Raw genomic sequence first — 21,702 nt, forward strand, 5'->3', positions numbered from 1 at the left:
AGTTTTTCTTACATGTTGTGCTTGGCGTGCAGCACTTGGGTTATTGCTTCCCGCACGGCAGTCAGGGAAGCGCTGCGCTCAGAGCCGGACCGAACCAGGAACTGGATGCTGCGCTGTTGATCCGCTGGCAGCCAGGAGCTGGGCGTCATCACACTGCCGGCTTCACGCAGCACCATGTCAGGCAGGAAGGCCGCGGCGAGGCCCTGTTCAACCATGCGGAGGTGGAAAAGAAGGTCCGAAGAAACATAGGAGATAACCGGATCGATGCCTAGCTCGCGGCAGACGCGCACGGCCCATTGTGATGAGGCGGTGTGCGGTGGCTCTGCTACCCAGCGCAGTTGCTTCAGATCGTCAAAGTCAGCAAACTCCAGGCCGTGCGGCAGATAGCCGCGGATTGGGTCCTGGCCGATCAGGGTGGTGTGCACTCCTCCGGGCGGAGCCACTGCAGTCCCGGGAAACGCATCGCTGACCACGGCATCGACCTGCCGGGAGATCAGCTGAACGACTGCCTGCTCGGGATCCTCGCGTCGCAACCTGACGTCCAGTCCGGGATAGTTTCGGGCCAGTTCGGCCAGCGCAAAAGGCATTACGCTTCGGCTGATAGTGCTGAATGCCGCTATGGTCACAATCCCCTGGGGCCGTTCATGGGAGGTCGCAAGATCAGCTTCGGCGCGCTCCATCGCGGTCAGTATTGCCTCGGTATTGCGTACGAGTTCCTCGCCTGCAGGGGTGAGCCGGACATTGCGCCCCACCCGTTCGAGAAGAACGACACCTGTTTCCTTTTCCAACAAACCGAGCTGCTGTGAGATCGCGGAGTGGCTATAGGAAAGTTCGCGGGCGGCGGCACTCATGCTGCCGTGCAGCTTGACTTCCCTGAGGAGGGTGAGGCGATGGAGGTCGAGCATGCTGGTAGCTTACGCGTGCGCAGGCGGGGTAGTTTCCACTTCGGTGCATCCGGTGGGGTTCGAACCCACGACCCGAGGATTAAAAGTCCCCTGCTCTGACCACTGAGCTACGGATGCCGGAATCGCGCCGGAGCCATGCGCGCCGGACTCCGGCTCGGCCAGGGTCACACGGCCTGACTCATTGTGGGCGCAATCTTTAACCGTGCCTCACCACGAGGTATTCCCGGCCGGGTCAGCCGCTGGTTCCGGTGGCATCATGGGCTGCGCCAACAGGTTTGGACTCCGGTGATCCCCGCTGGCGAAGGTAAATGGAAAGGACCACCATGGATCCGACTGCAAGGAACTCCGACTGCCAGTTCTGCAGAGTACGGTTCCAAAAGTCAGGTGATACCAGATACTCAGCCCAGGACAGTGGCTCTTGGAAGTTGCGAAGTTGCTCTTCGTTGAAGGCAACGTGGCCTGTGATGGACTGGACCAGCCACGAGAGGATAAAAATCAGACCCATTGTTGCGGCGAGCGAGTTCGAGAATACGGTCAGGCGCCAACCTTTTGCCTTTGCCCATGCGGGGGACTTGGCGTCGGCATGCTCACCGACGAGTTGTTCTTCGTCGGATTCCAGGCCCGGCTTGTCCAGCTCCTTTGATTCCGGGGATCCCTTCTGAAGCAGCCAGATGGTAGCTGTGATGTAGAGGAGAAACTGCAGGTACTCGGATTGCCAGTTTTCCGACACGTCAACCGCGAAGCTGGAAGAAGTGATGTATTGGAAGAAGGTGATTTCATCAAGGCCGGCAGTGAGTTGGTCTTCGTTGAAGACGGCCTGTCCAGTAATGGCCTGACCCGCCAACGCAAGGATGAAGATCAGACCGAAAAATAGGCTTAGTCCGTTGTTCCTCAAGGCTTTTTTCACGTCGCGTCCTATCCGTGAACCAGTCCCACGGAGGCCAGGTAGGCAAGACCACCGAAAATGAGAATGAGATAGAGGCTAAAGGCGACACGCATTGCTATCTTCCTCCTACTTCACAGGAATAGGGGGTTTCCTCCCTTTGAGTGCATCCGGCAGCTGTCACACGCCAACTTGAGCCGGAAACAGCGACGAAAACGTTATCCCTCTCGAACTGCACCAATGCTTCCCGGCCATAGGCTTCGGTTTTGACCACTTCTCCGGAAGCTCGAAGATGTAGTGACGCCAAGTGGGTCTGGCAGTCGTCACCGTCCTGCTCTTCAGATTTGTCCCGGACCGTGGGCTGCAGCAAATCACAGGCAGCAGCCCAGTCCGAGGCATCTACGGCACGATGGAAATCCTCAGCGACCTTGGTTGCGCCGGCAGTATCTACGGCGCAACCTGTCGCAGCAAAGAGGAGAAGGCTGGCGGCAGTAGCGGGGATTATTCTGCGCATGGGCCCCAGCTTAAGAGACTGGACCAGGCAACCGAACCTTCGACATGCACCCATGCGTTCCTCCCCGCCACCGACACTAAGCAACCTGAGGATCTGCTATGGCTTTAGTGTAAACCCAGGAACTGCTTAGCCAGGTGAACTGCACGTCGCCGCCTTATCCAGCGACTTTGGGCAGTTCCGCGGTGGTCCTCAATGGCGACCTTCATCAGGGCCTGTGCTCACCCTACGGGCGACCCAACTCTGGTGATGCCCGCTATGCGCCGCGGGAACTGATCCAGTTGCTCGCCGGCCTCCTCATACCACTGCGTCAGGACGGCTGGTGGCTCGCCCAGTGTGACGGCATTGGTGAAGGACTCGATCCATGAACCGGACTGTGCGAGATGATCGCTGATCACGGACATGTGATTGGCCATGGACTCTGCTTCGGCATGGACCTGAAGGCAGGTGATTTTCCGGCCTGATTCGTCGCCGAAGAATTGGAAAATAAGCATCCTGGGCTCGCGGCTCTCCACAAGCCGCGACACCTCGCGGCATGCTTCGAGGGCTTCCTCCAGATGACCGGCCCGCACCTTATATGTGCTGAAGTAGATGAACGGCTCTGACATGATTGCCTCCTGAATCAAGGGATCCGCACCTTGCGGATTACCTTCAGGATCCCGCTGGCGCCCCGCCCGGACATCGGGAGTTCGGGCCGGCTTCGCCGTCCCGGCGTTGGGTAGTTCTGCCCAGTCCACCGATGCATACTGGTGATCAGGAGGTGGACGTGGCCGACGAGGCAGATCACCTGGCGAGGGCCCGGACGCTCCACATGGAGTACCAGTGGCGGGAGGCGTGCGAGGAGTTTCGCGCCGCCGGCGGACTGCCGGCACTCGGGGTAGAGGATGTGGAGCGCTTCGCGGAGTGCGCACAGATCGCAGGGCTGAATGAGGATGCGATACCCGCGCTTGAGCGTTCCTTCGAAGTGCGGGCAGCGGAGGGTCAGGTGCGCGCCGCGCTCGCCTCAGCGTTCTGGCTGTGGCAGGCGTACAACCTCAATAATGAGTTCGCCCAGGCCAGCGGCTGGATGGCAAGGGCTCGCGAACTCGGTCCGGATGACGTGGGGGGAGACCCCGGTTGGCTGCTCATCACTAAGGCTTACGGTCTCATCGCGGCGGGCGCGTATGACGAGGCGGGCGTACTTCTCGCGCGCGCCCGGGCGACGGCCACTGCCGCGCACGACGCCGATCAGCTGGCTTTTTCGACGCTTCTTACCGGCCGCGCACTGGTCAAGTCCGGCCACCTCGCGGACGGACTGGCTTGGCTGGACGATGCGATGCTCCGTGTTGTGGTGGGCGAAACCACCCCCAGGACCACGAGCCTGCTCTTCTGCGCGGCGATCGGCACGTGCCAGATGGAGGCCCGGGATGTGTCGCGGGTCCGCGAGTGGAGCATAGCCCTTGGATCGTGGTTGGATGCGGTGCCCCCATTCGGCGGGCCCTTCTATGGCAATTGCCTTACATACCGGGCAGTCCATCTCCGGCTCGCGGGACAATGGGCGGCGGCCCTCGCTGAGCTTCAGGAGGCATGTCGGAGTTTGGCCGACGGTGCGGGCACACGCCTTATCGGCCACGCCCGCTACGAACTCGGTGAATCGCATCGTCTTTTCGGGGATTTCCCCGAGGCAGAGGCGTCCTTCCGGGCGGCCGCCTTCTCGGGAGGTCCTACGCAGCCGGGGCTGGCACTGCTCAGGCTTTCCCTGGGCGATGTTCCAGCGGCGGCCGCGGGTATCCGGCGCGCACTCGGGGAATCCGCGGGATCAGGTGCTCGCGTGGACCTGCTGCCCGCGGCGGTGACGGTCCTTCTTGCGGCCGGGGCTGGCCGCGAGGCCGCGGCCGCTGCCGAGGAGATAGGCAGCCTCGCCGAGCATTTCGCCTCTGACAGTGTTCGCGCAGCCCACGCGCGGGCCCTGGGCGAGCTTGCTCTTGCCGACGGTGACTGTCAGAAGGCACTTCCCGAACTTCGACGGGCCGCTGACCTATGGCGTGGGCTGGATGTCCCCTACGAAGTCGCGCGGTGCTCGGTCCTCCTCGCGACGGCCTGCCGGGGTGTGCGGGACCACGAGGCCGCAGGCTTTGAGCTTGAATCAGCGCGACAGGAATTCAGGCGTCTCGGCGCCCGTGCCGACCTGGCCGAGGTTGAGAACATGCTCCGGCAGCAGGGTGTTTCCCCTCAATACGGGCTCTCGCCGCGCGAATTGGAGGTGCTCCGTTTGATCGTGCGTGGCCGGACGAACCGGGCAATTGCCGGCGAGTTGTTCATCAGCGAGCGGACCGTCCACCGGCACGTAACCAATATTCTCGAAAAGCTCGGCGTGAGCTCCCGAACGCAAGCAGCCACGCATGCCATCGGCCAGGGGATCGTCAACATCGCCCCGTAGCCGAGTGTCTTTGGGCGCCAGGTTGCCCCATCACGTCAAATGGTCAAAGTCGCCTCGCGCCCAGGCAGCATGCCGTTGGGCTGAATCGTGCAGAACGGCTTTGGCTTCGGAGGCGATGATGTTGTTGAAGTTGCCGTAGATCCTGTCGAACGTGAGTTCTTCCAGTTGTGCGGTGACCCGCAACGCTACCGCACCCGAAAGCGGCAGATGATTCGGGTAGCTACGCATGAAGGCGATGGAGCGGCGGTCCGGATTTGGAAACACGCTATCTCCGGTCAGCAGGACCCCCTTGCCTCCTGCTCCCGCAGTCCAGTGCGCTACCGCGCTCCCGGGGAAGTGGCCTCCGGTCTGGTGCAACGTCAATCCTTCGGTGATGGTCCTGCTGCCGGACCAGTAGGAGATGACCGCATCATTCCGACCAACCCACTGCCGGTCGGCGTCCGCCACAAGCACGGGGACGCCGCCAAGCCGGCGTGACCATTCCACCTGCACCCCGAACATGTGGGGATGGCTGGCTGCAATCGCCACAACCGGGCCTCGTTCAAGGACTGCTTTCACGCTGATGTCATCAACAAATCCAACGGGGTCCCACAGCAGCGAACCCTGTGGTGTCACTACAAGCTGGGCAGTTTGACCGATCCCGACTTTCGGCGCAGCTCTGATGCCGATAAGTCCCGGCTCGTTCTCTTCCAGCAGTAACTGCTGGCCAGCCTGCGCCAATTCGTCGAGTGAAATCCACGTTTGTCCGTCCTCGGGCACGTACTGGCGCTCGTCGGCGCAGATCGGGCAGAGTTCCGGCGTCGGCTCGTCACGTTCAACGGCACAGGTTGCGCAGATCAGCACAGCTATCCCTTCCAGCTCAGGTCCCGGACGTATCCGGTCTCCTTCTGCTCCGAACCTGCCGCCAATTTACGCTGTATCAGCCTTCTACTCCAGCCCCTCTAGCCCGGAAATATATATGTCGATCCATTTACGAGCGTCATAGTATCGATATAAACTTGTGTCTGGAAGCATGGGGGCACCGCAAATGGTGGCCCGCTCCTCATGTCCGAACTAAGGAGACAAAGATGTCTGGTTCACGCTCTGATGAGATCAATGAACATTCACAGGAACTGACCATGGGCGCTCTGCTCGATGAAGAGTTCCGCTCCGTGTTCGACGGCACGACGCCGGTTGCCACACCGTGGGCTGGCCTCATCTTCATCTAGACACACTTGAACAAATTCCTTGCGTGTACAGCACGTACAGCAGGTAGGGCCGTGAAACTGCATGGGCTGGCCGCCAAGGAGCTCTTCACCAAGCTTCACGGTCTCCTGGGTCCGAAGGCCCATGATGATGCGCTGTCCATCGTTGGTTCACCTGCGACATCGGATGTGCCGGCAGTCGCAGCCCTTAACAACTGTGTGAAAGTACGCAACCGTGAAAAGGGTTGGGGCAGCATCGCGCCCCAACCCTTCTCCAACCACCCATCCCGGGATCAGTGTCCTTGGAAGGCCTCCGCCAGCCACCAGGAGCCACCATCCGAGGCGATCTTGGCATCGATCACCAAGGGCCGGTCCTGGCCACCGTCGCGGAAGGCCGCAACCCATTCCCGCACTGGCTGAAGGTCCTCCAGGGTCCTGACTGTCACGCCGTCGGCCCCAAATCCCCTGGCGATTGCGGCAATATCGGTCTCCGGGAACGAGACACTGCCCAGTTCCTCCTCGGCGTGATGCTCAGCGAAGTGATGCACCTCAGCGCCGTACGCGGCGTCGTTGTAGACGATGCAAACCAGCGGCAGCTTAAGCCGGACGGCGGTCTCCAGTTCGCTGATGCCCATCAGGAAACCACCGTCTCCGGCACCCAGGACGGGCAGCCGCTGTGGTTGCGCCATTGCAGCGCCGATTGCCGTGTAGAGGCCAATGCCGATCGCCTGGAACGCTTGGGTGAAACAGAATCCGAATTCGTCCGGCACCGCCAGGTACTGGCTGGGGTAGCCCATGAAGTTGCCCGAATCCACTGCGACGATCCTGTCTGCCGGAAGGATTGTATCCAGTTCCCGGCTGATCACCCGGGGATCGATGGACGTCGAAGTGCCCAGGTCCGGAGTCTCCACGTCCCGCCACCGTGCACTCTGTTTGATGGCGAGGGCGTTCTGCTCGGTACGGTACTTTTCAGCCGCAGCAGGCTGGATCGTCTTGAGGACTTCCAGGGCGTCCTCCGCGGTGAGGGCGGAATCACCCAGCACGCCCAGTGTGATCGCCCTGTTGGCGCCCAAGGAGGAGTCTTCGACGTCGATCTGGACTACTTTTGTTCCGGCAGAGATGAGCCTGCCGTGACGCATAGTCCACATATTCAGCGTGCAACCCCACCCGATAATCAGGTCCGCTGAGGTAATGAGCTCCGCGGTCAATGGGGAGGAGAACCCGCCGGAGATGCCCAAATTATGCGAATCGCCGTTGAACAGCCCATTGGCCACGGCCGAGGTCGCCACCAGCGCCCCGGCGTGCCGGGCCAGGGCCAGGATGGAATCCCGGGCGCCCCGGCCACCGCGGCCTGCGACGAACACGGGACGTTTAGCATTCGAGATCAGCTCTACCAGCTGGTTCACCGCACCGGTATCCGGACGAAGCCGCGCCGGCACAGGCACGACGACGGTACCCACCGTGTCTGCGGCGGTTCCGCTTTGGATATCCAAAGGCAAGCTGAGCACCACGGTCCTGCGCTCGTTCACCGCCGTTCGGAAGGCCCGGACGGTATCCGCTACGGCCGTTTCGGGGGAGTGGATCCGTTCTGCCACGGCCCCGACGCTGCGCGCCAGAGCATCCTGGTCGATCTTGAAGTTGGACCGGATGGCTGCCGCCTGCGTATCAGCCGTCAGCACGATCATGGGGGTGCGGCTCTTGGCAGCCTCTCCGACGCCGGTGATCGCGTTGCTCAGGCCACATCCTTGGTGTGTGGTCACCACGCCCACCTTGCCCGACATCCTGGAGTAGGCATCGGCCATGGTGGCAGCGCCGCCCTCATGGCGGGCCGCGGTGTAGGGAACACCGGCGTTCATCAGGGTGCTGGTGACGTCGAAGTTGCCGCTTCCCACCACCCCGAAGACGTGGCCGACTCCCAGTTTTGCCAGTGTCCGGCCCACCAGGGTGGAGACCCTTGCCTGCTCGCTCATGCGCCCGGCTCCGATACCGTGCTTGCCGTATGTGCTGAGTTGTCAACCAGAGCATAAACGCGGCTGGGGCTGCCCGTCCCGCCAACGATGGGCAGGGGTGCGACCACCAGCGTCGCGCCGGTGACCGGGAGGCGGTCAACGTTCCGCAGCGACGTCACGCCATATTTGTCAGCGCCGAGCAGGAACGAATGGACAGGGAACATAGGGTCCAGCGTGGCGGCCTGGCCGGCGTCGATGCCCACCGTTTCCACGCCGAAGCCGCTGATGGAGGCATTGCCGGCGAGCCACTTGGCGCCGGCCGCGGAGACCCCCGGCGTGTGGGGGCCGGCGTCGTCAGCGTTCATGAAGTCCGCGGCGTTACCGCCGCGTGCGGACCAGCCGGTGCGGAAGATGACCCAGCAGTTTTCCGGGAAAGGGCCATGCTCCTGCTGCCACTGCTCGAAGTGTTCGGGCTCCAGCAGGAAATCGGCGTCTCGTGCAGCTTCGGCGGTCTTGTCAATCACTACGGCCGGCCCCCACCAGGCGGTGCGGCTCGATCCGGTCCACCGACTTCCCGTCCTTGCCCGTGATCCAGTGGACGGGAGCGTCCAAGTGCGTCCCGGCGTGTTCGCCCACCGTGACGTCGTTCCACGCCCAGGCCGGTCCGGCGTCGTCGAAATTGCTGACGGGAGTCAGCGAGAGTCCAACCGTGTTGGCCAGGGGTTGCGGCAGATTCAGGATGGGAGTGTCACCGCTGAGCGGCGTGGTGAGGTCGACGACGTCGATGGCGCCGGATGACAAGGCTGCGGTGAGCTCATTTAGAACAGACATTGTTCTCCTGTCGGATTGATGTATGGGTTCATTTCAATTTTTGGGCCACCAAATGCCCCGACCCGCCGGACAGTCCGGGGCCGGGGTGGGTGGACGCGCCGATGTGCCACAAGCCCTTGACCGGGGTTTTGTGGTTTGCGGCCTGGGGGAAGGGCCGCCAGAGCAGGTTCTGGAAGAGTTCGGCGGATCCGCCGTACGGGTCGCCGTTGACAGCATTGGGGTTTTCCGCAGCCAGATCGGTTGGTGCCAGGATGTCCCAGGCCAGGACGGACGCCCTGGTGCCCGGCGCGAATTGTTCGAGCCTGCTCAGGACGCGCTCCATGTACCGTTCCTTAAGTTCCTGTGTCCAGCCGCCGTCCACGGCGAGCGCGCCTGCGGCATCCGCCACAGGCGAGAAGGGCACTTCCTGAAGCTGGAGCCAAAGTGTCGCTTTGCCTGCGGGGGCCCGGGTAGGATCCAGGATGCACTGTTGGCCGACGACGACGGTAGGTTCCGTAGGCAACAGCCCCGCCTCGGCTTGGGCGCAAGCAATTGCAGTACTGTCCGAACCGTTGCTCAAGTGCACCAGGGGTACGGAATCCAAACGGGGATCGAGCCATTGGACCGGTTTGTCCAGGGCCAGGTGGATCTGCATGGCTCCGCGGCCGTTCTGGTAACGCGCGGCTGCTTCGGCCAAGCCCGCTGGTGGTTGACGCAACAGTTTGGAATACAAGGCCTGGGGCGACACGTTTGCCAGGACGGTTCGTGCGCTGATCAGGCCATTGGAGGTTTTCACTCCCGTTGCACCTTTGGAATCGACCGGGATTTCCTCGGCTTCTGTGTCCAGCAGGATCCGGACGCCTTTATCCCTCAGGAGGGCCTCAAACGCAGCGATGAAGTTCGAGGCACCGCCTTTCACGACAGGGAGGCCAAAGCTGTGCATGCTCAAGGCCATGACCGGAAGCATGACGCCGCCGGTCGCTTGGTCCGGGCCGAGGCCTGCGTGAAGGAGCCAAGGGGACCAGAGCTGGTCGGTTTGCCATCCATTGAAGCGGCTGCGGAGGTAGTTGCGGCCACTCATCACCGAATCGCGGACGAATGCTTCGGTGCCGTTGACCTTGCCTCGCCGCAGGGCGCCCGCGGCGATCGTCAGGACCTCCCTGAAAGACCGCAGTTCAGCACCGAACGCACCGAAAATGGTCCCGGCATTGCGGCCCAGGTCCTCCAGCATCGCCAGGTAGGCGCCGTCGTCTCCGTTTGCCTGCAAAGCGGCTGCAGTGACCTCTGGATCGCGGTGCGCCACGACCACTCTGTGCTGCCCTGTCTTTGGATCGGCTGCCACGCTGGCGGTCACCGCGCCGTCGGAATTGCAGTATTCCAACCCCCTCGCATGGAGCTCGCTTCCCAAAGCTTGGTAAGCCCCTCCGGAAACGAACAGGGGGTGCCAGGAAGAGAAGGAATCATGGATGAACCCGGGCAGCGTTCGTTCCGCTGAATGGATGAAGCCGCCCAGCCTATCGGCACGTTCAATCAGGCAGACGCGCTTCCCGGCCATCGCAAGCTCCGCGGCGGCTACCAGGGAATTGATCCCCGAACCAACGATGGCAATATCGGTCGAGTCCGTCATGGAGGACGCCGTCATCTCAGAAGTCCGGGTGGTTGGTCGCGGCGTGGTACTTCCCGCTGTGGAACACCAGGGGCGCCCCTCCAGCATTCTCGTACTTCTCCACCTCGCCTACGTAGATGACGTGGTCTCCGGCATCGTGTCGCGAGACGGTCCGGCATTGGAACGTGGCGACAGCGCCGTCCAGCAACGGGATCCCGGCGATTCCTTCCGTGGTTTCCGCGCCGGCGAATTTGTCTGTGGCGGGTGTTGCGAACTGGCGCGAGAGGACGTGCTGGTCGCTGGCCAGGATGTTGATGGCAAAGTGCGTGGCGTCCTCGAAGTCCGCCAGGCTCGGAGCCCGTTTGCTGGGGCACCACAACACCAGTGGAGGTTCCATGGAAACGGACGTGAAGGAGTTGGCAGTCATGCCCACTTTCCGGCCGTCGGTTCCGAGGGTGGTGACCACCGTGACGCCGGTGGCGAATTGTCCCAGGGCGCCGCGGAAGTCCCTCAGGTCAAAAGCCGACGAATCTTCGTCCTTGCGTGCCTGCACGAACTCGGCGGCAGCTGCGGGATCGAACCACCATGGGTAGAACGTGCGGGGATCATCGAATCCTGCAGCGATGCTTGCGGCCAGGGCCGGGTGGTCTGCAGCCTCGGCCAGGACAGTCTGCTGGTGTTCCCGCCGGGGTTTGAGCATGTCATTTGTCCATGCCACCGCCCACTGGCCCCAGCCCCGCCAGAACTCGTCAAAGGTGCGTTCCATCCATTGCTTGTCAAAGGGCTGCTGGCCTCGCCTCACGATGGAATCCAGATAGTACTTGGCGGCCAGCGTCGCGTTATTGGACCCTTGGCCGGTGAGGGGATCGTTGAGCAGGACGGCGTCGCCCAGGCCGAAGACGAGGTTGCCGTTGCCCAGCTCACCCACTGCTGAGCGAACCGTCGGGGTGATCCGGCCCAGGAGGGTTGCGCCCTCGTCGGTGAGCCTTGCGTTGGCGAAGTTCTTCGCCTCGTGGGGAAAATACTCTTCCAGGATTTCCAGAGATCGACTCAGCTGCTCCTCCGGACTGGTGACGTCGGTCCACTTATCCATCGGGCCGCCCACGACGCCTTCAAAGACCATCATCTGGCATGGCCCGGACACGGTGAGTCCGGGAAAGGTGAAGAATTCCCCCACGCCGGGGACTACCGACATGCGGATGCTGTCGCTGGGCTGATCGGCCGGTTCGTTGGTGGATGCATCGAGAGAGGCTGTGTCGAGAGAGACGGTATCGAGGCAGACATAGTTCAGGGCGAGGACTCTTTGCGGCCGGTCAAACGGGGACTTGGACCTGTCCTTGGGGAAGATCTGGGCGATCTCTCCCTTTCCGGTGCTGACGATAACCAGTTCGTAGTCCCGTGCGAGCTGCTCGAGCATGCGCGGCGTTACTTTCTCTATACGGAAATCACCGCCGCCAGCCACAAAGGCCTCGATCCAGGCAGCACTCTTGATCCGCTGATCCACCGAATGGGCGGTTCCCTCAAGGGGCGCCTCCCACTCGATGGCGCCGAAGCCGGGTTCGCCTTCCACACGCAATTGGATAGCGCTGATCCCGGGCACGGCTTCATCGTCATAAAGCCTGGTCAGGGCCGAACTCAGCTGTGCTTCGGCGGCGAGGGCCGTGGGGAACATGCATTGGCTGGACATTACCTTGCCGGTGCGGATTTGGGCGGCCGAACGGTCCGAGAACAGCGTGACTTCATACCCCTCCCGCTGCAGGCCCAAGGCGAGTTGAGCGCCGGATTCGCCGGCTCCGATAATTGCGATCTTTCGCATGTCTGGTTTTCCTTCGAGGAACGTTGTTGCCAGGGGAAGTGGAACGACTATCAGGTCGCGGGTACGGCGGAGCCCACGCTTGCAAGGTATGCAGCCGCCTTATCCGGGTCCATGAACCATTCCTGGAAGTCCGGCGGGTTGTTGAATCCGTTGGCGAAGCGGTGGGCGATTTCGGCCGACTGGCCGGCCGCTCCCAGTAGCGAAAGGACATGCGGGGGCGGCGGAGCCAGCAGCGCATTCGTCCACTGTGCTACGTGCTGGGCGTAGTTCCAATACTTTTCGAAAGTGGCCTGCATAAACGCTGCGTCGAAGGCACCTTCGCCGTGCGCCGCGATGCTCTGCAAGTAGGAAGCCGCGCACTTGCTGGCGTTGTTGGAGCCCTGTCCGGTGATGGGGTCGTTCAGGACAACGACGTCGGCGAGTCCCAGGACCTTCTTGCCGCTGGGGAGCGTGGCGACGGGATGGCGGACAGTGGGTGCGAACCGGCCCTGCAGGAACCCGTTGGGGTCGGTCAGCTCGACGTCGGCTGCCCGGCTGGCTTCCCACGGCAAGTACTGCTTCAGGATGTTTTTGGACGTCTCCAGGTGTTCCGCGGGAGTCAGGCCCTTCCAGCAATCCATGGGTCCGCCCGGGATGCCCTCGAAAACCATGATTTCGCAGGGACCAGTTGTGGTGAGCGCAGGGAAGGCAAAATATTCGCCCACCCCTGGAATCAGGTTGAAGGAAACTGCCGAATGTTCTGCCCTGGGCTCCATTCCAGTGACGTACGTCAGCGCCAAAGCGCGTTGGGGTGCGTCGTAGGCGCTGCGCTGGGCATCCCGGGTGAAGAGCTGCGCAATTTCTCCCTTGCCGGCTGCCACAATCACCAAATCGGAGTTTAGCGAGTAGCGTTCCAGTTCTTCCACGCCGGCGTCCTCGAACACGAGCTCGCCTCCCTGCGCCACGAACTCTTCCATGAACCGCGGGAATTTGACCCGCTGGTCAATGGACTTGGCCGGGTTATCCAGGCGGGATGCCCAGCTGATGGCCTTCTCACCAGGAACTTCAGGATGGGGGATCGTGAACGATATTCCGTCCACGGTGGGAGCTTCTGGCCAGAAGTCCAACCCAAGCGCCCTCTCGTGTTCAAGGGCATCGTGGAAGATGCACTGGCTGGAGGAGACTTTTCCCTCGTGGATTTCTTCAGCGGTGCGGTTGGAGATCGTGGTGACCGTAAATCCTGCCTTGAGCAAGCCGATGCCAAGTTGCAGACCTGACTGCCCTGCTCCGACGATGGTGATGTGGCGCTGTGTCATAGTGTTGACCTTGTCTTTCTGCTGTCTCTGCATCCGTAAATGATGGGGGAAGATATTTGGCCGGGCCTCGGCGTTCGTTCGGGATGGGTTTGTTCCCAGCCGGGAAGGCCGATGTGCACGAGCTTGATGTCATTCATGTGTCGTCACCTCTTTTCAGCGGCGAGTAATGGGATGGCTTCTTCGGCGCGCTCGGGCCCCAAAGCGGAGTAGCCGCCGTCGACGGCCCAATCAGCTCCTGTCACGAAGCTTGCGGCGTCGCTGGCGAGGAAAGCGACCACGGCTCCGATCTCCTCGGGCCGGCCCACCCGCTTCAGGGCATGGAACGGGGCTGCCACCGAGTCTGTCTTGTCAATGTCGCCGCCGGACAGGGTGTCCATGATGTTGCTCCACACCCATCCAGGGCTGACCGAATTGACGCGAATGCCGTCGTCGGCAAGATCTACGGCCATACTCCGGGTGAGCTGGACCAGGGCGGCCTTGCCCGCGGGGTAGAGCCACCGGCCTGTCTGGGCAACGGAACTCGAAATCGAGGTGAAGTTGATGATGGCTCCGCGCTGGGATGCCTTGAGGTAGGGGCGCGCCGCGTTGCTTGCCATGACGGCACTCACCACGTTGACGTTGAGTGCCTGAAGCCAATCGTTCCTGTCCGAAGCCGCACCATCATCCTTGTAGGTGCAGGCAAGGTTGACAAGGATGTCGATACCCCCGTGCGAGGCTGCCGTGTCGTCCATAAGCCGCGCAATGGCTACGTCATCCGTGATGTCAGTGAGTGAAAAGCTGATGCCGCTTCCCAACGTGTGGAGCTGGGCACCGCCGTCGGCGTCGATGTCGGCGACCACGACGGTGGCACCGGCATCGTGCAACGCCATGGCGACGCCTTGGCCGATCTTGGTGACGCCGCCAGTGACGACAGCGGTCCTGCCCGAGAGTTCTGACATGGCCAAACCTTTCGTAGTGAATCTGTGAGGTGGAAAGTCTTACGTACGCTTGACGCTCGTCATTGCCGACGGAGGGCCCGTTTCACTGCCTATTTGACCGAGCCAGGACTATTGGACAGTCGGCCTGGACCTATTTGACAGTCGGCTTGGGCGCGGGCTTCGGATGAGTCCGTTCCCACTCGATTCGGCGGTCATGCACCAGCTTGACGTTCTTCATCTCTGCTCACCCCTTCCATCGGTTTCGTTGCTGCGTTTCTATGACGTGCGTCATACTTGTTCTAAAAGCGACTCTATTCACAGGCGAAAAACGGGTCTATCCGCTTGGCGCAGGGCTCATCCGAAAAACGAAAACCGGGGAAGGAACGCGCAATGGTGAGGATCCTTCCCCGTGACGTCCTCCGGGGTCTGCCCACAGTGACCACGACCGATGTCGAGGATGCGCACCAGAAAATTGCCGACTTATTCTGCGGTCACGACCTCGTTCCGCAGACCCGCGGGACGTCCGTGGACATGAAGCTGCGCTCGTTGCATCGCGGTGATGTCGGCATCGAATTCCTCGACTACGGTGCGGACGTCCGGATCAGTCCGGAAGGCCTGGAGAACTTCCATCTGATCCAGATTCCGCTCGCTGGCCACGCGCACATGGATGTGGGCGAATCCTCGGTGGACTCGAGCCCCAAAACCGCGACAGTTCCGCCGATCGACCGCCCGTTCACCATGACGTGGGATCGCGGAACCCCGCACCTGATTGTCTACGTGAGCCGCCTCGCCCTTGCCTCCGTTGCAGCGCAGCTCTACGGCGGGGATCCGCAGGGTAAAGACTTGGGCAGCAATGATCCGGGCGCAGACCCGGAGAAGAGCGTGAAGCTCGGCTACGCGATGGACCTCACGGGCTCGGCCGGCCGGGCGTTCTTGAGGTCCGTCGTCGAACTCCACGACGACATGATCAGCCAGCGGGAAAAGACAGCTCCAGGGTTCGTCCAGAAGCTACTCGCGGACACGATGGTTTCACGGCTGCTCTTGGCAATGAATCCTGTGACGGAGGCTGATCGCTCCAGCCCTGCCGCCGAGAGCCGGTTGATCCGCCAGTTCCGCGAACTGCTGGAACGGCACGCCTCTGAGGACCTGGCGGTTCCGGACATCGCAGAGAACCTGGGAGTGTCGGTGCGCACCCTGCAACTGGCTCTTCGCTCCGAAGTTGGGGCAACGCCGTCAGAGTTGTTGAGGAGGGTGCGCCTGGACCGGGCCCCGGGAACTGCTTCTCGCTGCCGCCCCTGGACAGGAAACCATTGTTTCGATCGCCGAGCGCTGCGGTTTCTCCCACCAAGGGCGCTTCTCGGCGCTGTACCTGGACACGTTCGGCGAGTTGCCCTCGGAGAGCCTTCGCCGGTAGCAGAGACCTTCGCGGCGCTGCTGCACCGTCGGTTGCAGGTGGGAGGATGGAGAAGCGCAGGCTAGTCCATCCCCGGAGTGTTGTCCGGCGGGATGACGATGGTGGGGCATGGCAAATGAGTCAGAACGCCATGGACCGTCGAGCCAAGCAGCAGACGGGCGAAACCTCCGCGTCCCCGGCTCCCCACCACCACCAGCCTTGCGTTGGCGGCCGGCGCCAAACCAGCATCCGTGACCGGTCCGGCTCCATCTCACGTGGCCGTCTCGCGTGAATGAACGACGACGACAGGGCAGTGGGCGTGGGCGACGACTGCGGAACTCACTGAGCCAAGAAGGAGGCCACCAAAGCCACCATGTCCGCGGCGGCCGACGACGACGAGTGCTGCATGCTTGCTGCCCTCCACCAAGGCGGCACGGGCCGAGCCTTGGACAAGTCGCCAGCTGACGTTCTTTGGCAGCCTGGCCCCGAAAGCCTCTACAAGGGCGTCCTCCAAATGCTTCTCGGCTTCATGGGCGAACCCGTCGATGCCCATCGCCAGGTAGGTCTCGTATCCGAGGGGAAGTTCCCAACAAGCCCAGGCCCTCCATGGGCGCGTTGAGGGCCGTTGCCAAATGTTGGCCTTGGCGCAAAGCTTCCACTGAAGCTTGGGAGCCGTCGACGCCGACGATGATCTTGCTGGAATCCAAACGTCCAGCCATCAGGCACTCCTCTTCGTTGCATTGGTCTTGATTAGCGTTAGGAGCTCCCCGCCCCATGTACGTGCCCGCTCGGTCTCCCCGGCCAGGAGCGGACCTTCCGTGCCCTCCACGTAGAAGGGCACGGGCTTGCTCACAAGAGTTGCGCCCGATTCCAGCCTCCCGAAGTTGGATGGTTCCATGGTTTACCTCCTGCTCTCTTGTCCAGCATGGGCGGCCGTCAGGTGGCGTAACAGGGCCAAAAGTCACCAGGGGCCAGAGGACCAAGACCCTCCGCATGCAGCGGGCCTACCTCCAGAATCAAGGCATGCCGAATAGCCACCCGTACTCCGCCGAGGAACCGACCACGGAAGCATGCCGGGACTCAGGTGGTCAGTGGACGCGGAGTACGGCCGCTCCGGTAATACGGTCGTTGGCCAGATCGTCCAGGGCCTGATCTGCACGCCCGAAGTCGTACGAGGTTGTGGTCGGTGTCAATGCCATGTCCGCCGCGAGAGCCAGGAGTTCCTCCCCGTCCGTGCGTGTGTTGGCAGTTACGCTCCGCACCTGACGTTCGTAGAAGAGGTCGTCGGCGTAGTCGAGTGACGGGATCTCTGTGAGGTGTATGCCGGCAATTGCCAGCGTTCCGCCGCGGTCCAGCGACCTCAATGCGTAGGGCACCAGCTCTCCTGCCGGTGCGAAAAGAATGGCTGAATCGAGTTTGACCGGAGGAACATCCTTGGCACCGCCCACGTACTCGGCGCCAAGGGCACGGGCAAGGGCCTGGGCTTCAGTTGAACGCGTCATGACGTAGACCGATGCTCCTTGATGGAGGGCAATCTGCGCGGTGAGGTGGGCAGAACCTCCGAAACCGTAGATGCCCAGGCGCCCTCCTGGTGGTAGGGAGGACCTCTTCAGTGCGCGATAGCCGATAATTCCCGAGCATAGGAGCGGAGCGGCTTGTTCGTCCGTGAAGTCGGCTGGGACAGCGTAGGCAAAATCCTCTTGGGCCGTCATCAGTTCCGCGAAGCCACCGTCGCGGTCCCATCCAGTGAAAGTTGGCGTCAAACACAGGTTTTCCTTGCCCCGTCGGCAGAAGGTGCACGTTCCGCAGGTGCCACCGAGCCATGCCACGCCCACGCGGTCGCCCGCCGCGAATCTGCTGTCGTTCGAGCCGGTTTCGAGCACAGTTCCGACGGCCTCGTGGCCCGGAACCACATTAGCGCTGCGCGGCTGCAGATCACCCTCAGCCAAGTGCAGGTCTGTCCGGCATACACCGCAAACACTCACCCGGATCAACAATTCCCCGGCTTTCGGCCGGGGATCTTTCCGCTTCCCCTGCACCAAGGGCCGGGTCGGCATCGGTCCGGGATTTGCTACCCACCATGCATGCATTGCCAAATCCTTCCGCGATTCAATGCCACGAGGTTTGCAGGCTGCAGGGATACAAACCAGAGCCAAAGGTCACGGGGTCCGGTTATTGGGGCCGGGGGGCACCCTCCTGCGGAATCGCCCCGCGATCTCGACGGCGGCGCTGGACGCCACCGCGACTCCGATCGTCACCGGCAAAAGATCCCCCGGGGGCCAGTCGAGCCGGAAGAAGTCACTCAGCAGCGGGAACGTGAATACAGTGACTGTGCCGGTATACGTTGCGGCTATGACAGCTGGATCACCACAATTAGGGCGTTCCCGATGGCCGCCAACCCCAACAGCGCGTCTTGCCACTCCCCGAGGAACAGCAACAGCGAAAGCCCGACAGGACGATGCAGTTGAAGAGCGTAAAGACGTTTTGCACGGATGACCGAAAGTCACAACATAGTTTTCAACGATAGTTTGCAACGTCGGGAGAAGAATGCTCTGTACAAGGGCCCACCCCGGAGTTGCAGGGACGTGTGCCTGTATTCTGCGATTTCCCCTAGACTCAACCAAAAGGCACTCCTGGACCGACGTAAGGAAGTTCGGTACCCATGGGCGAAGAACATACTTGGGGCTCCCCGGTGAAAGGGCGTGTGGATACGCTTCTGCGCGAATTCGTGGAGCGTGCAGACGAATTGTTGCATGCCCAGGAACAGATGAACGGCCTGCTCGCGGCAGTCGTATCAATTGCCGAAGACCTAAGCTTGGAAGCCGCTCTTGATCGCGTCGTCAAATCGGCCTGCGCGCTGGTGGATGCAAAATACGGAGCGCTGGGCGTGATCGGGGAAGACCAGCGTCTGAGCCACTTCATCACAGTAGGTATCGACGACGACGGCATCAGGTCCATCGGCGATCTCCCGACCGGGCATGGGGTTCTGGGACATCTGATCCGGGAGCCGGAGCCTCTACGGCTCCATGACCTGCGCCATCATCCCATGGCCGTGGGATTCCCCGAAAACCACCCGCCCATGAAGACTTTCCTTGGCGTTCCGATCCGGGTCAGAGACATCGTTTTCGGCAATTTGTATCTCACGGAAAAGAGCAATGGCCAGGACTTCAACGCATCAGACCAGGAACTTGCCATCGCTCTTGCAGCGGCGGCCGGTGTTGCCATCCAGAATGCCCGCCTTTTCGAGGAGAGTCGCCGCCGGCAGCGGTGGTTGGAGGCCGGCATGGAGCTGGGCGGACGCCTGATTGCCGATCAGTCCGAGAGTGGCCCGGGCAACCTTGACCATGTTGCCGAAACTGCTTTACGGGCCTCGGACTCTATCCTGGGCGTCGTAGCCGTCCCGACTCCTGCAGGAGTTCTGCGCTGCCGCTCGGCCGTCGGGGTGCAGGGCTTGTACTCGGGCCAGGAACTTCCAAGCTCTGACGTTGTCGCGTCGGTGCTGGAAACGGGAGAATCCGAGTTGGTGCGCGATGCGGCGACGGTGTTTGGGGCTGGCGTGTCGGAAAAGCTGGGTAGCGTACTGGTCTCCGCCCTGGGTCACCGCGGGGCCGGGAACGGAGTCCTGCTGCTGGCGCGATCTGCAGGTGGCCCTCTGTACACGCGCTCCGACGTCGAATCGAGCGCCTTGTTTGGCAGCAGGGTCGGTCTCGCCTTGGACCTTGCGCGAGTCAGCGCCCTTCGCGAGCAAGCACTCCTGCTGACGGACCGGGAACGAATCGCCCGGGATCTGCACGACCTCGTGATCCAACGCCTCTTTGCCGCTGGCCTGGGGATTCAGAACCTTCGGCGCTTCATGGAGGATCCTGCAGCCCTGGAACGCATGGAGGACATAACATCGGACCTCGACCAAACCATCCGAACGCTCCGGGAGACCATCGAGCAACTCCGCTCGGACGAATCCAGGGACGTCCCGTGAGTGGCGTTGTGACCTAGGACTCTGGTCGACGTCGGTCTTTCACGAGAATCTGGCAGTGCAAATGCTTTGCTCGGTGGGAGGACGGTTATGAACAGTTCAGTTTCCGCAGGCACCATTATCGTAGGAGTCGACGGCTCGGAGGCATCAATCGCTGCCCTGCAGGAAGCCCAACGCCTGGCTGTGCCCTTGGGCGCTGAGGTGGTTGCCACGGCGTTCTGGGAGTATCCCCGTGTTTATGAGGGCTACGTAGCCATGGGAATCACCGGCTTCGAGGAAGCTGCGGGGGAGATCCTCAAGAAGTCCGTAGAAAAAGCATTCGGACCTGCCCTTCCGGACAACGTCGTTTCCCGTTTGGTCCGTAATCATCCTCGGCAAGGGCTGATCGAGGCAAGCCGCGACGCGGATCTGATTGTCGTTGGACGGCGCGGACATGGTGGGTTTGGTGGGCTGCTGGTGGGATCGGTCAGCTCAGCGTGCGTCGCACATGCCCACTGTCCGGTTCTCGTTGTGCATGAGCCTGAGGTGGATGCGACGTCGGACAACGGCAGGAGCCAGTAACTGGTGTTCCGGGGTCTTTTGGCCCTACGCCCCGGTGCCCTGGGCTTCCTAGGCTCACGGTAGACGGTGGGTGAACGCACCCGCCCAATGGAGGAGATGAAGATGGCACATCCAAACACGGAGCCTGGCCGGATTGATGGAGCAAGGCATGTCAGCGAAGACCTCAGCAAAGACCAGTGCTGGGAATTGCTCCGTTCGCAGACTACCGGCAGGGTTGGATTCGTGCACCACGGGAGGGTGATGATCCTTCCCGTTAACCACGTGATCCACAAGAACAATCTCTACTTTCGCACAGCTGCCGAAGGGCTTATCGGTGAGCCATATGCACGGATGCAGGTGTCCTTCCAGGTTGATGACTTCCGGGTCGACAGGAGTGAAGGCTGGTCCGTGCTCGCCAGTGGTCCGTCTTCCCATGTGGTAGAGCCTGAGCTGTTGACCGAACTCTGGGGCAAGGCCATGGCCGAGCCTTGGGCAGGCGGCGGACGTGACCTCTTCGTCCGTGTTCAGGTCGTCGAGATGACAGGCCGGCATGTCTATTTGGCCTGACAGGAGCCATGGGCCATGCGTGGCGGAATGAGGATTTGACCATGAATGACAGCGAGCCGATTGTCGCTGGCTACGACGGTTCGCACGAGGCAGACACGGCCGTGCAGTGGGCCGCCAGGCTGGCCAACAGGAGAAAATGCCCGCTGCAAATTGTGCATTGCTCGCTCTGGCCGGTCATAACCCACAACATGGAACCTGTGCCTGGAATCGCCGAAAGCGGCTTGCGCCACGCGGCCGAGTCGGTCGTTTCCGAAGGAGTAGCGCGCGCTCACGAGGTGTCGGCTGACGTCGAGGTCACAACGAGCCTGGTGTACGGCTGGCCGGCCGAGAACCTGCGCAAATTGGCCTCACATGCTTCCCTCCTGGTTGTCGGCACCCGCGGCATTGGTGGGTTCCTGGGCCTGCTGGTCGGATCGGTCAGCCTCGAACTGGCCGCCACGGCGGCCTGTCCCGTGGCCGTTATCGGGCCCGTGCAGCGTCCCGGCGGACCCGTCGTTGTCGGAATCGATGGGGAAGGCTGGGAAGCGACGCTCCGGTATGCAGCGACCTTCGCATCCCAGACCCAAGCGAGCCTAAGGATTGTGCACGTTCGGAGAAAGCACGACGGTCATGACCCGGCTCAGGGCCCTGGCGCCCGGGAAATGCTTGACTCCGCAATACGTTCTGTACGCAACACGACGCCGGGGCTGGAGGTGGCGGATGTCCTGCTGAGTGGAACATCCGTCGCAGGAACACTCTTGAGCGCCACAAGCGATGCGCAGGTTGTCGTCGTGGGGAGCTCCGGCCTCGGCCTCGTTAAAGGCAGTATTGGTTCGACTGCCCATGCCGTGCTCCACCACGCCGGCTGCCCGGTGATTGTCGTCAGGCACCCCAAGCAGTAGTCAGGTACACGAAGCCGTAAGAGAATGCCGGCCGTTGCAGCGAAGGACCGCCG

Annotated in this window: 21 protein-coding genes, 1 tRNA gene and 1 pseudogene; 7 read left to right on the top strand and 16 right to left on the bottom strand. The window is 62.1% G+C overall.

The window, feature by feature from the left end; genetic code table 11:
* Positions 1-8 precede the first annotated feature (8 nt).
* From LDP01_RS02885 to LDP01_RS02905, 5 genes are all read right to left on the bottom strand, one after another.
* Complete coding sequence (locus tag LDP01_RS02885; RefSeq protein ID WP_224090085.1) at positions 9-905, bottom strand: LysR family transcriptional regulator; 897 nt, start codon at positions 903-905, stop codon at positions 9-11.
* Between the two features lie 44 nt (positions 906-949).
* Positions 950-1,022: transfer RNA gene (locus LDP01_RS02890), tRNA-Lys, on the bottom strand.
* Positions 1,023-1,137: 115 nt separating this feature from the next.
* Positions 1,138-1,812 (bottom strand): DUF6766 family protein, encoded by a 675-nt coding sequence (locus LDP01_RS02895; protein ID WP_224090086.1) that lies wholly within the window; start codon positions 1,810-1,812, stop codon positions 1,138-1,140.
* Positions 1,813-1,906: 94 nt separating this feature from the next.
* Positions 1,907-2,302: a hypothetical protein gene (locus tag LDP01_RS02900; RefSeq protein ID WP_224090087.1), complete on the bottom strand. Its 396-nt coding sequence runs from the start codon at positions 2,300-2,302 to the stop codon at positions 1,907-1,909.
* A gap of 218 nt (positions 2,303-2,520) precedes the next feature.
* On the bottom strand, positions 2,521-2,907 hold the full coding sequence (locus LDP01_RS02905; RefSeq protein WP_224090088.1) for a hypothetical protein: 387 nt from the start codon (positions 2,905-2,907) through the stop codon (positions 2,521-2,523).
* A 158-nt stretch (positions 2,908-3,065) separates the two neighbouring features.
* Between LDP01_RS02905 and LDP01_RS23550 the strand changes: the two genes are divergently transcribed.
* Positions 3,066-4,718 carry a helix-turn-helix domain-containing protein gene (locus LDP01_RS23550; RefSeq protein ID WP_276573605.1) on the top strand — a complete coding sequence of 551 codons (1,653 nt, stop codon included), beginning with the start codon at positions 3,066-3,068 and terminating at the stop codon, positions 4,716-4,718.
* Positions 4,719-4,748: 30 nt separating this feature from the next.
* On the opposite strand, the gene LDP01_RS02915 is transcribed toward LDP01_RS23550, so the two are convergent.
* Entirely contained in the window at positions 4,749-5,561 is an 813-nt protein-coding gene (locus LDP01_RS02915; protein WP_224090089.1) for an MBL fold metallo-hydrolase, read from the bottom strand.
* 224 nt (positions 5,562-5,785) lie between these two features.
* On the opposite strand from LDP01_RS02915, the gene LDP01_RS02920 reads away from it, so the two are divergent.
* Entirely contained in the window at positions 5,786-5,926 is a 141-nt protein-coding gene (locus LDP01_RS02920) for a hypothetical protein (protein WP_224090090.1), read from the top strand.
* Between the two features lie 269 nt (positions 5,927-6,195).
* Here the strand turns inward: LDP01_RS02920 and LDP01_RS02925 are convergent, their stop codons facing one another.
* From LDP01_RS02925 to LDP01_RS02950, 6 genes and pseudogenes are all read right to left on the bottom strand, one after another.
* Positions 6,196-7,872, bottom strand: coding sequence for a thiamine pyrophosphate-binding protein (locus LDP01_RS02925; protein ID WP_224090091.1), 1,677 nt, complete (start codon positions 7,870-7,872; stop codon positions 6,196-6,198).
* A pseudogene (locus LDP01_RS02930) lies at positions 7,869-8,682 on the bottom strand (cyclase family protein). The gene LDP01_RS02925 and the pseudogene LDP01_RS02930 overlap by 4 nt, the downstream one beginning before the upstream one ends.
* A 28-nt stretch (positions 8,683-8,710) precedes the next feature.
* Complete coding sequence (locus LDP01_RS02935) at positions 8,711-10,288, bottom strand: phytoene desaturase family protein (RefSeq protein WP_224090093.1); 1,578 nt, start codon at positions 10,286-10,288, stop codon at positions 8,711-8,713.
* Between the two features lie 16 nt (positions 10,289-10,304).
* Positions 10,305-12,083: a flavin reductase gene (locus LDP01_RS02940; RefSeq protein ID WP_224090094.1), complete on the bottom strand. Its 1,779-nt coding sequence runs from the start codon at positions 12,081-12,083 to the stop codon at positions 10,305-10,307.
* A gap of 50 nt (positions 12,084-12,133) precedes the next feature.
* Entirely contained in the window at positions 12,134-13,378 is a 1,245-nt protein-coding gene (locus tag LDP01_RS02945) for a styrene monooxygenase/indole monooxygenase family protein (protein ID WP_224090095.1), read from the bottom strand.
* Between the two features lie 143 nt (positions 13,379-13,521).
* Entirely contained in the window at positions 13,522-14,316 is a 795-nt protein-coding gene (locus LDP01_RS02950) for an SDR family oxidoreductase (protein WP_224090096.1), read from the bottom strand.
* A gap of 369 nt (positions 14,317-14,685) precedes the next feature.
* Between LDP01_RS02950 and LDP01_RS23620 the strand changes: the two genes are divergently transcribed.
* Positions 14,686-15,774, top strand: a complete 1,089-nt coding sequence (locus tag LDP01_RS23620; RefSeq protein ID WP_346658896.1) for a cupin domain-containing protein — start codon at positions 14,686-14,688, stop codon at positions 15,772-15,774.
* Here the strand turns inward: LDP01_RS23620 and LDP01_RS02965 are convergent.
* The 4 genes from LDP01_RS02965 to LDP01_RS02980 form a co-directional block, all read right to left on the bottom strand.
* Positions 15,771-15,929, bottom strand: a complete 159-nt coding sequence (locus LDP01_RS02965) for a universal stress protein (protein ID WP_527249051.1) — start codon at positions 15,927-15,929, stop codon at positions 15,771-15,773. The genes LDP01_RS23620 and LDP01_RS02965 overlap by 4 nt on opposite strands.
* A gap of 30 nt (positions 15,930-15,959) precedes the next feature.
* Positions 15,960-16,241, bottom strand: a complete 282-nt coding sequence (locus tag LDP01_RS23625) for a universal stress protein (RefSeq protein ID WP_346658897.1) — start codon at positions 16,239-16,241, stop codon at positions 15,960-15,962.
* 165 nt (positions 16,242-16,406) lie between these two features.
* The gene (locus LDP01_RS02975; RefSeq protein WP_224090097.1) at positions 16,407-16,586 is read right to left on the bottom strand and encodes a hypothetical protein; all 180 of its coding nucleotides are present in this window, start codon (positions 16,584-16,586) and stop codon (positions 16,407-16,409) included.
* A gap of 190 nt (positions 16,587-16,776) precedes the next feature.
* Positions 16,777-17,778, bottom strand: a complete 1,002-nt coding sequence (locus LDP01_RS02980) for a zinc-dependent alcohol dehydrogenase family protein (RefSeq protein ID WP_224090098.1) — start codon at positions 17,776-17,778, stop codon at positions 16,777-16,779.
* A 614-nt stretch (positions 17,779-18,392) separates the two neighbouring features.
* Between LDP01_RS02980 and LDP01_RS02985 the strand changes: the two genes are divergently transcribed.
* The 4 genes from LDP01_RS02985 (at position 18,393) to LDP01_RS03000 (ending at position 21,649) form a co-directional block, all read left to right on the top strand.
* Positions 18,393-19,664: a GAF domain-containing protein gene (locus LDP01_RS02985; protein ID WP_346658898.1), complete on the top strand. Its 1,272-nt coding sequence runs from the start codon at positions 18,393-18,395 to the stop codon at positions 19,662-19,664.
* Positions 19,665-19,751: 87 nt separating this feature from the next.
* Entirely contained in the window at positions 19,752-20,222 is a 471-nt protein-coding gene (locus LDP01_RS02990) for a universal stress protein (RefSeq protein WP_224090099.1), read from the top strand.
* A gap of 102 nt (positions 20,223-20,324) precedes the next feature.
* The gene (locus LDP01_RS02995) at positions 20,325-20,768 is read left to right on the top strand and encodes a pyridoxamine 5'-phosphate oxidase family protein (RefSeq protein ID WP_224090100.1); all 444 of its coding nucleotides are present in this window, start codon (positions 20,325-20,327) and stop codon (positions 20,766-20,768) included.
* Positions 20,769-20,809: 41 nt separating this feature from the next.
* Positions 20,810-21,649, top strand: a complete 840-nt coding sequence (locus LDP01_RS03000) for a universal stress protein (protein WP_224090101.1) — start codon at positions 20,810-20,812, stop codon at positions 21,647-21,649.
* The last annotated feature ends 53 nt before the right edge of the window (positions 21,650-21,702 follow it).

Source organism: Arthrobacter sp. StoSoilB13 (assembly GCF_019977255.1).
In the GTDB taxonomy this organism is placed as follows: domain Bacteria; phylum Actinomycetota; class Actinomycetes; order Actinomycetales; family Micrococcaceae; genus Arthrobacter.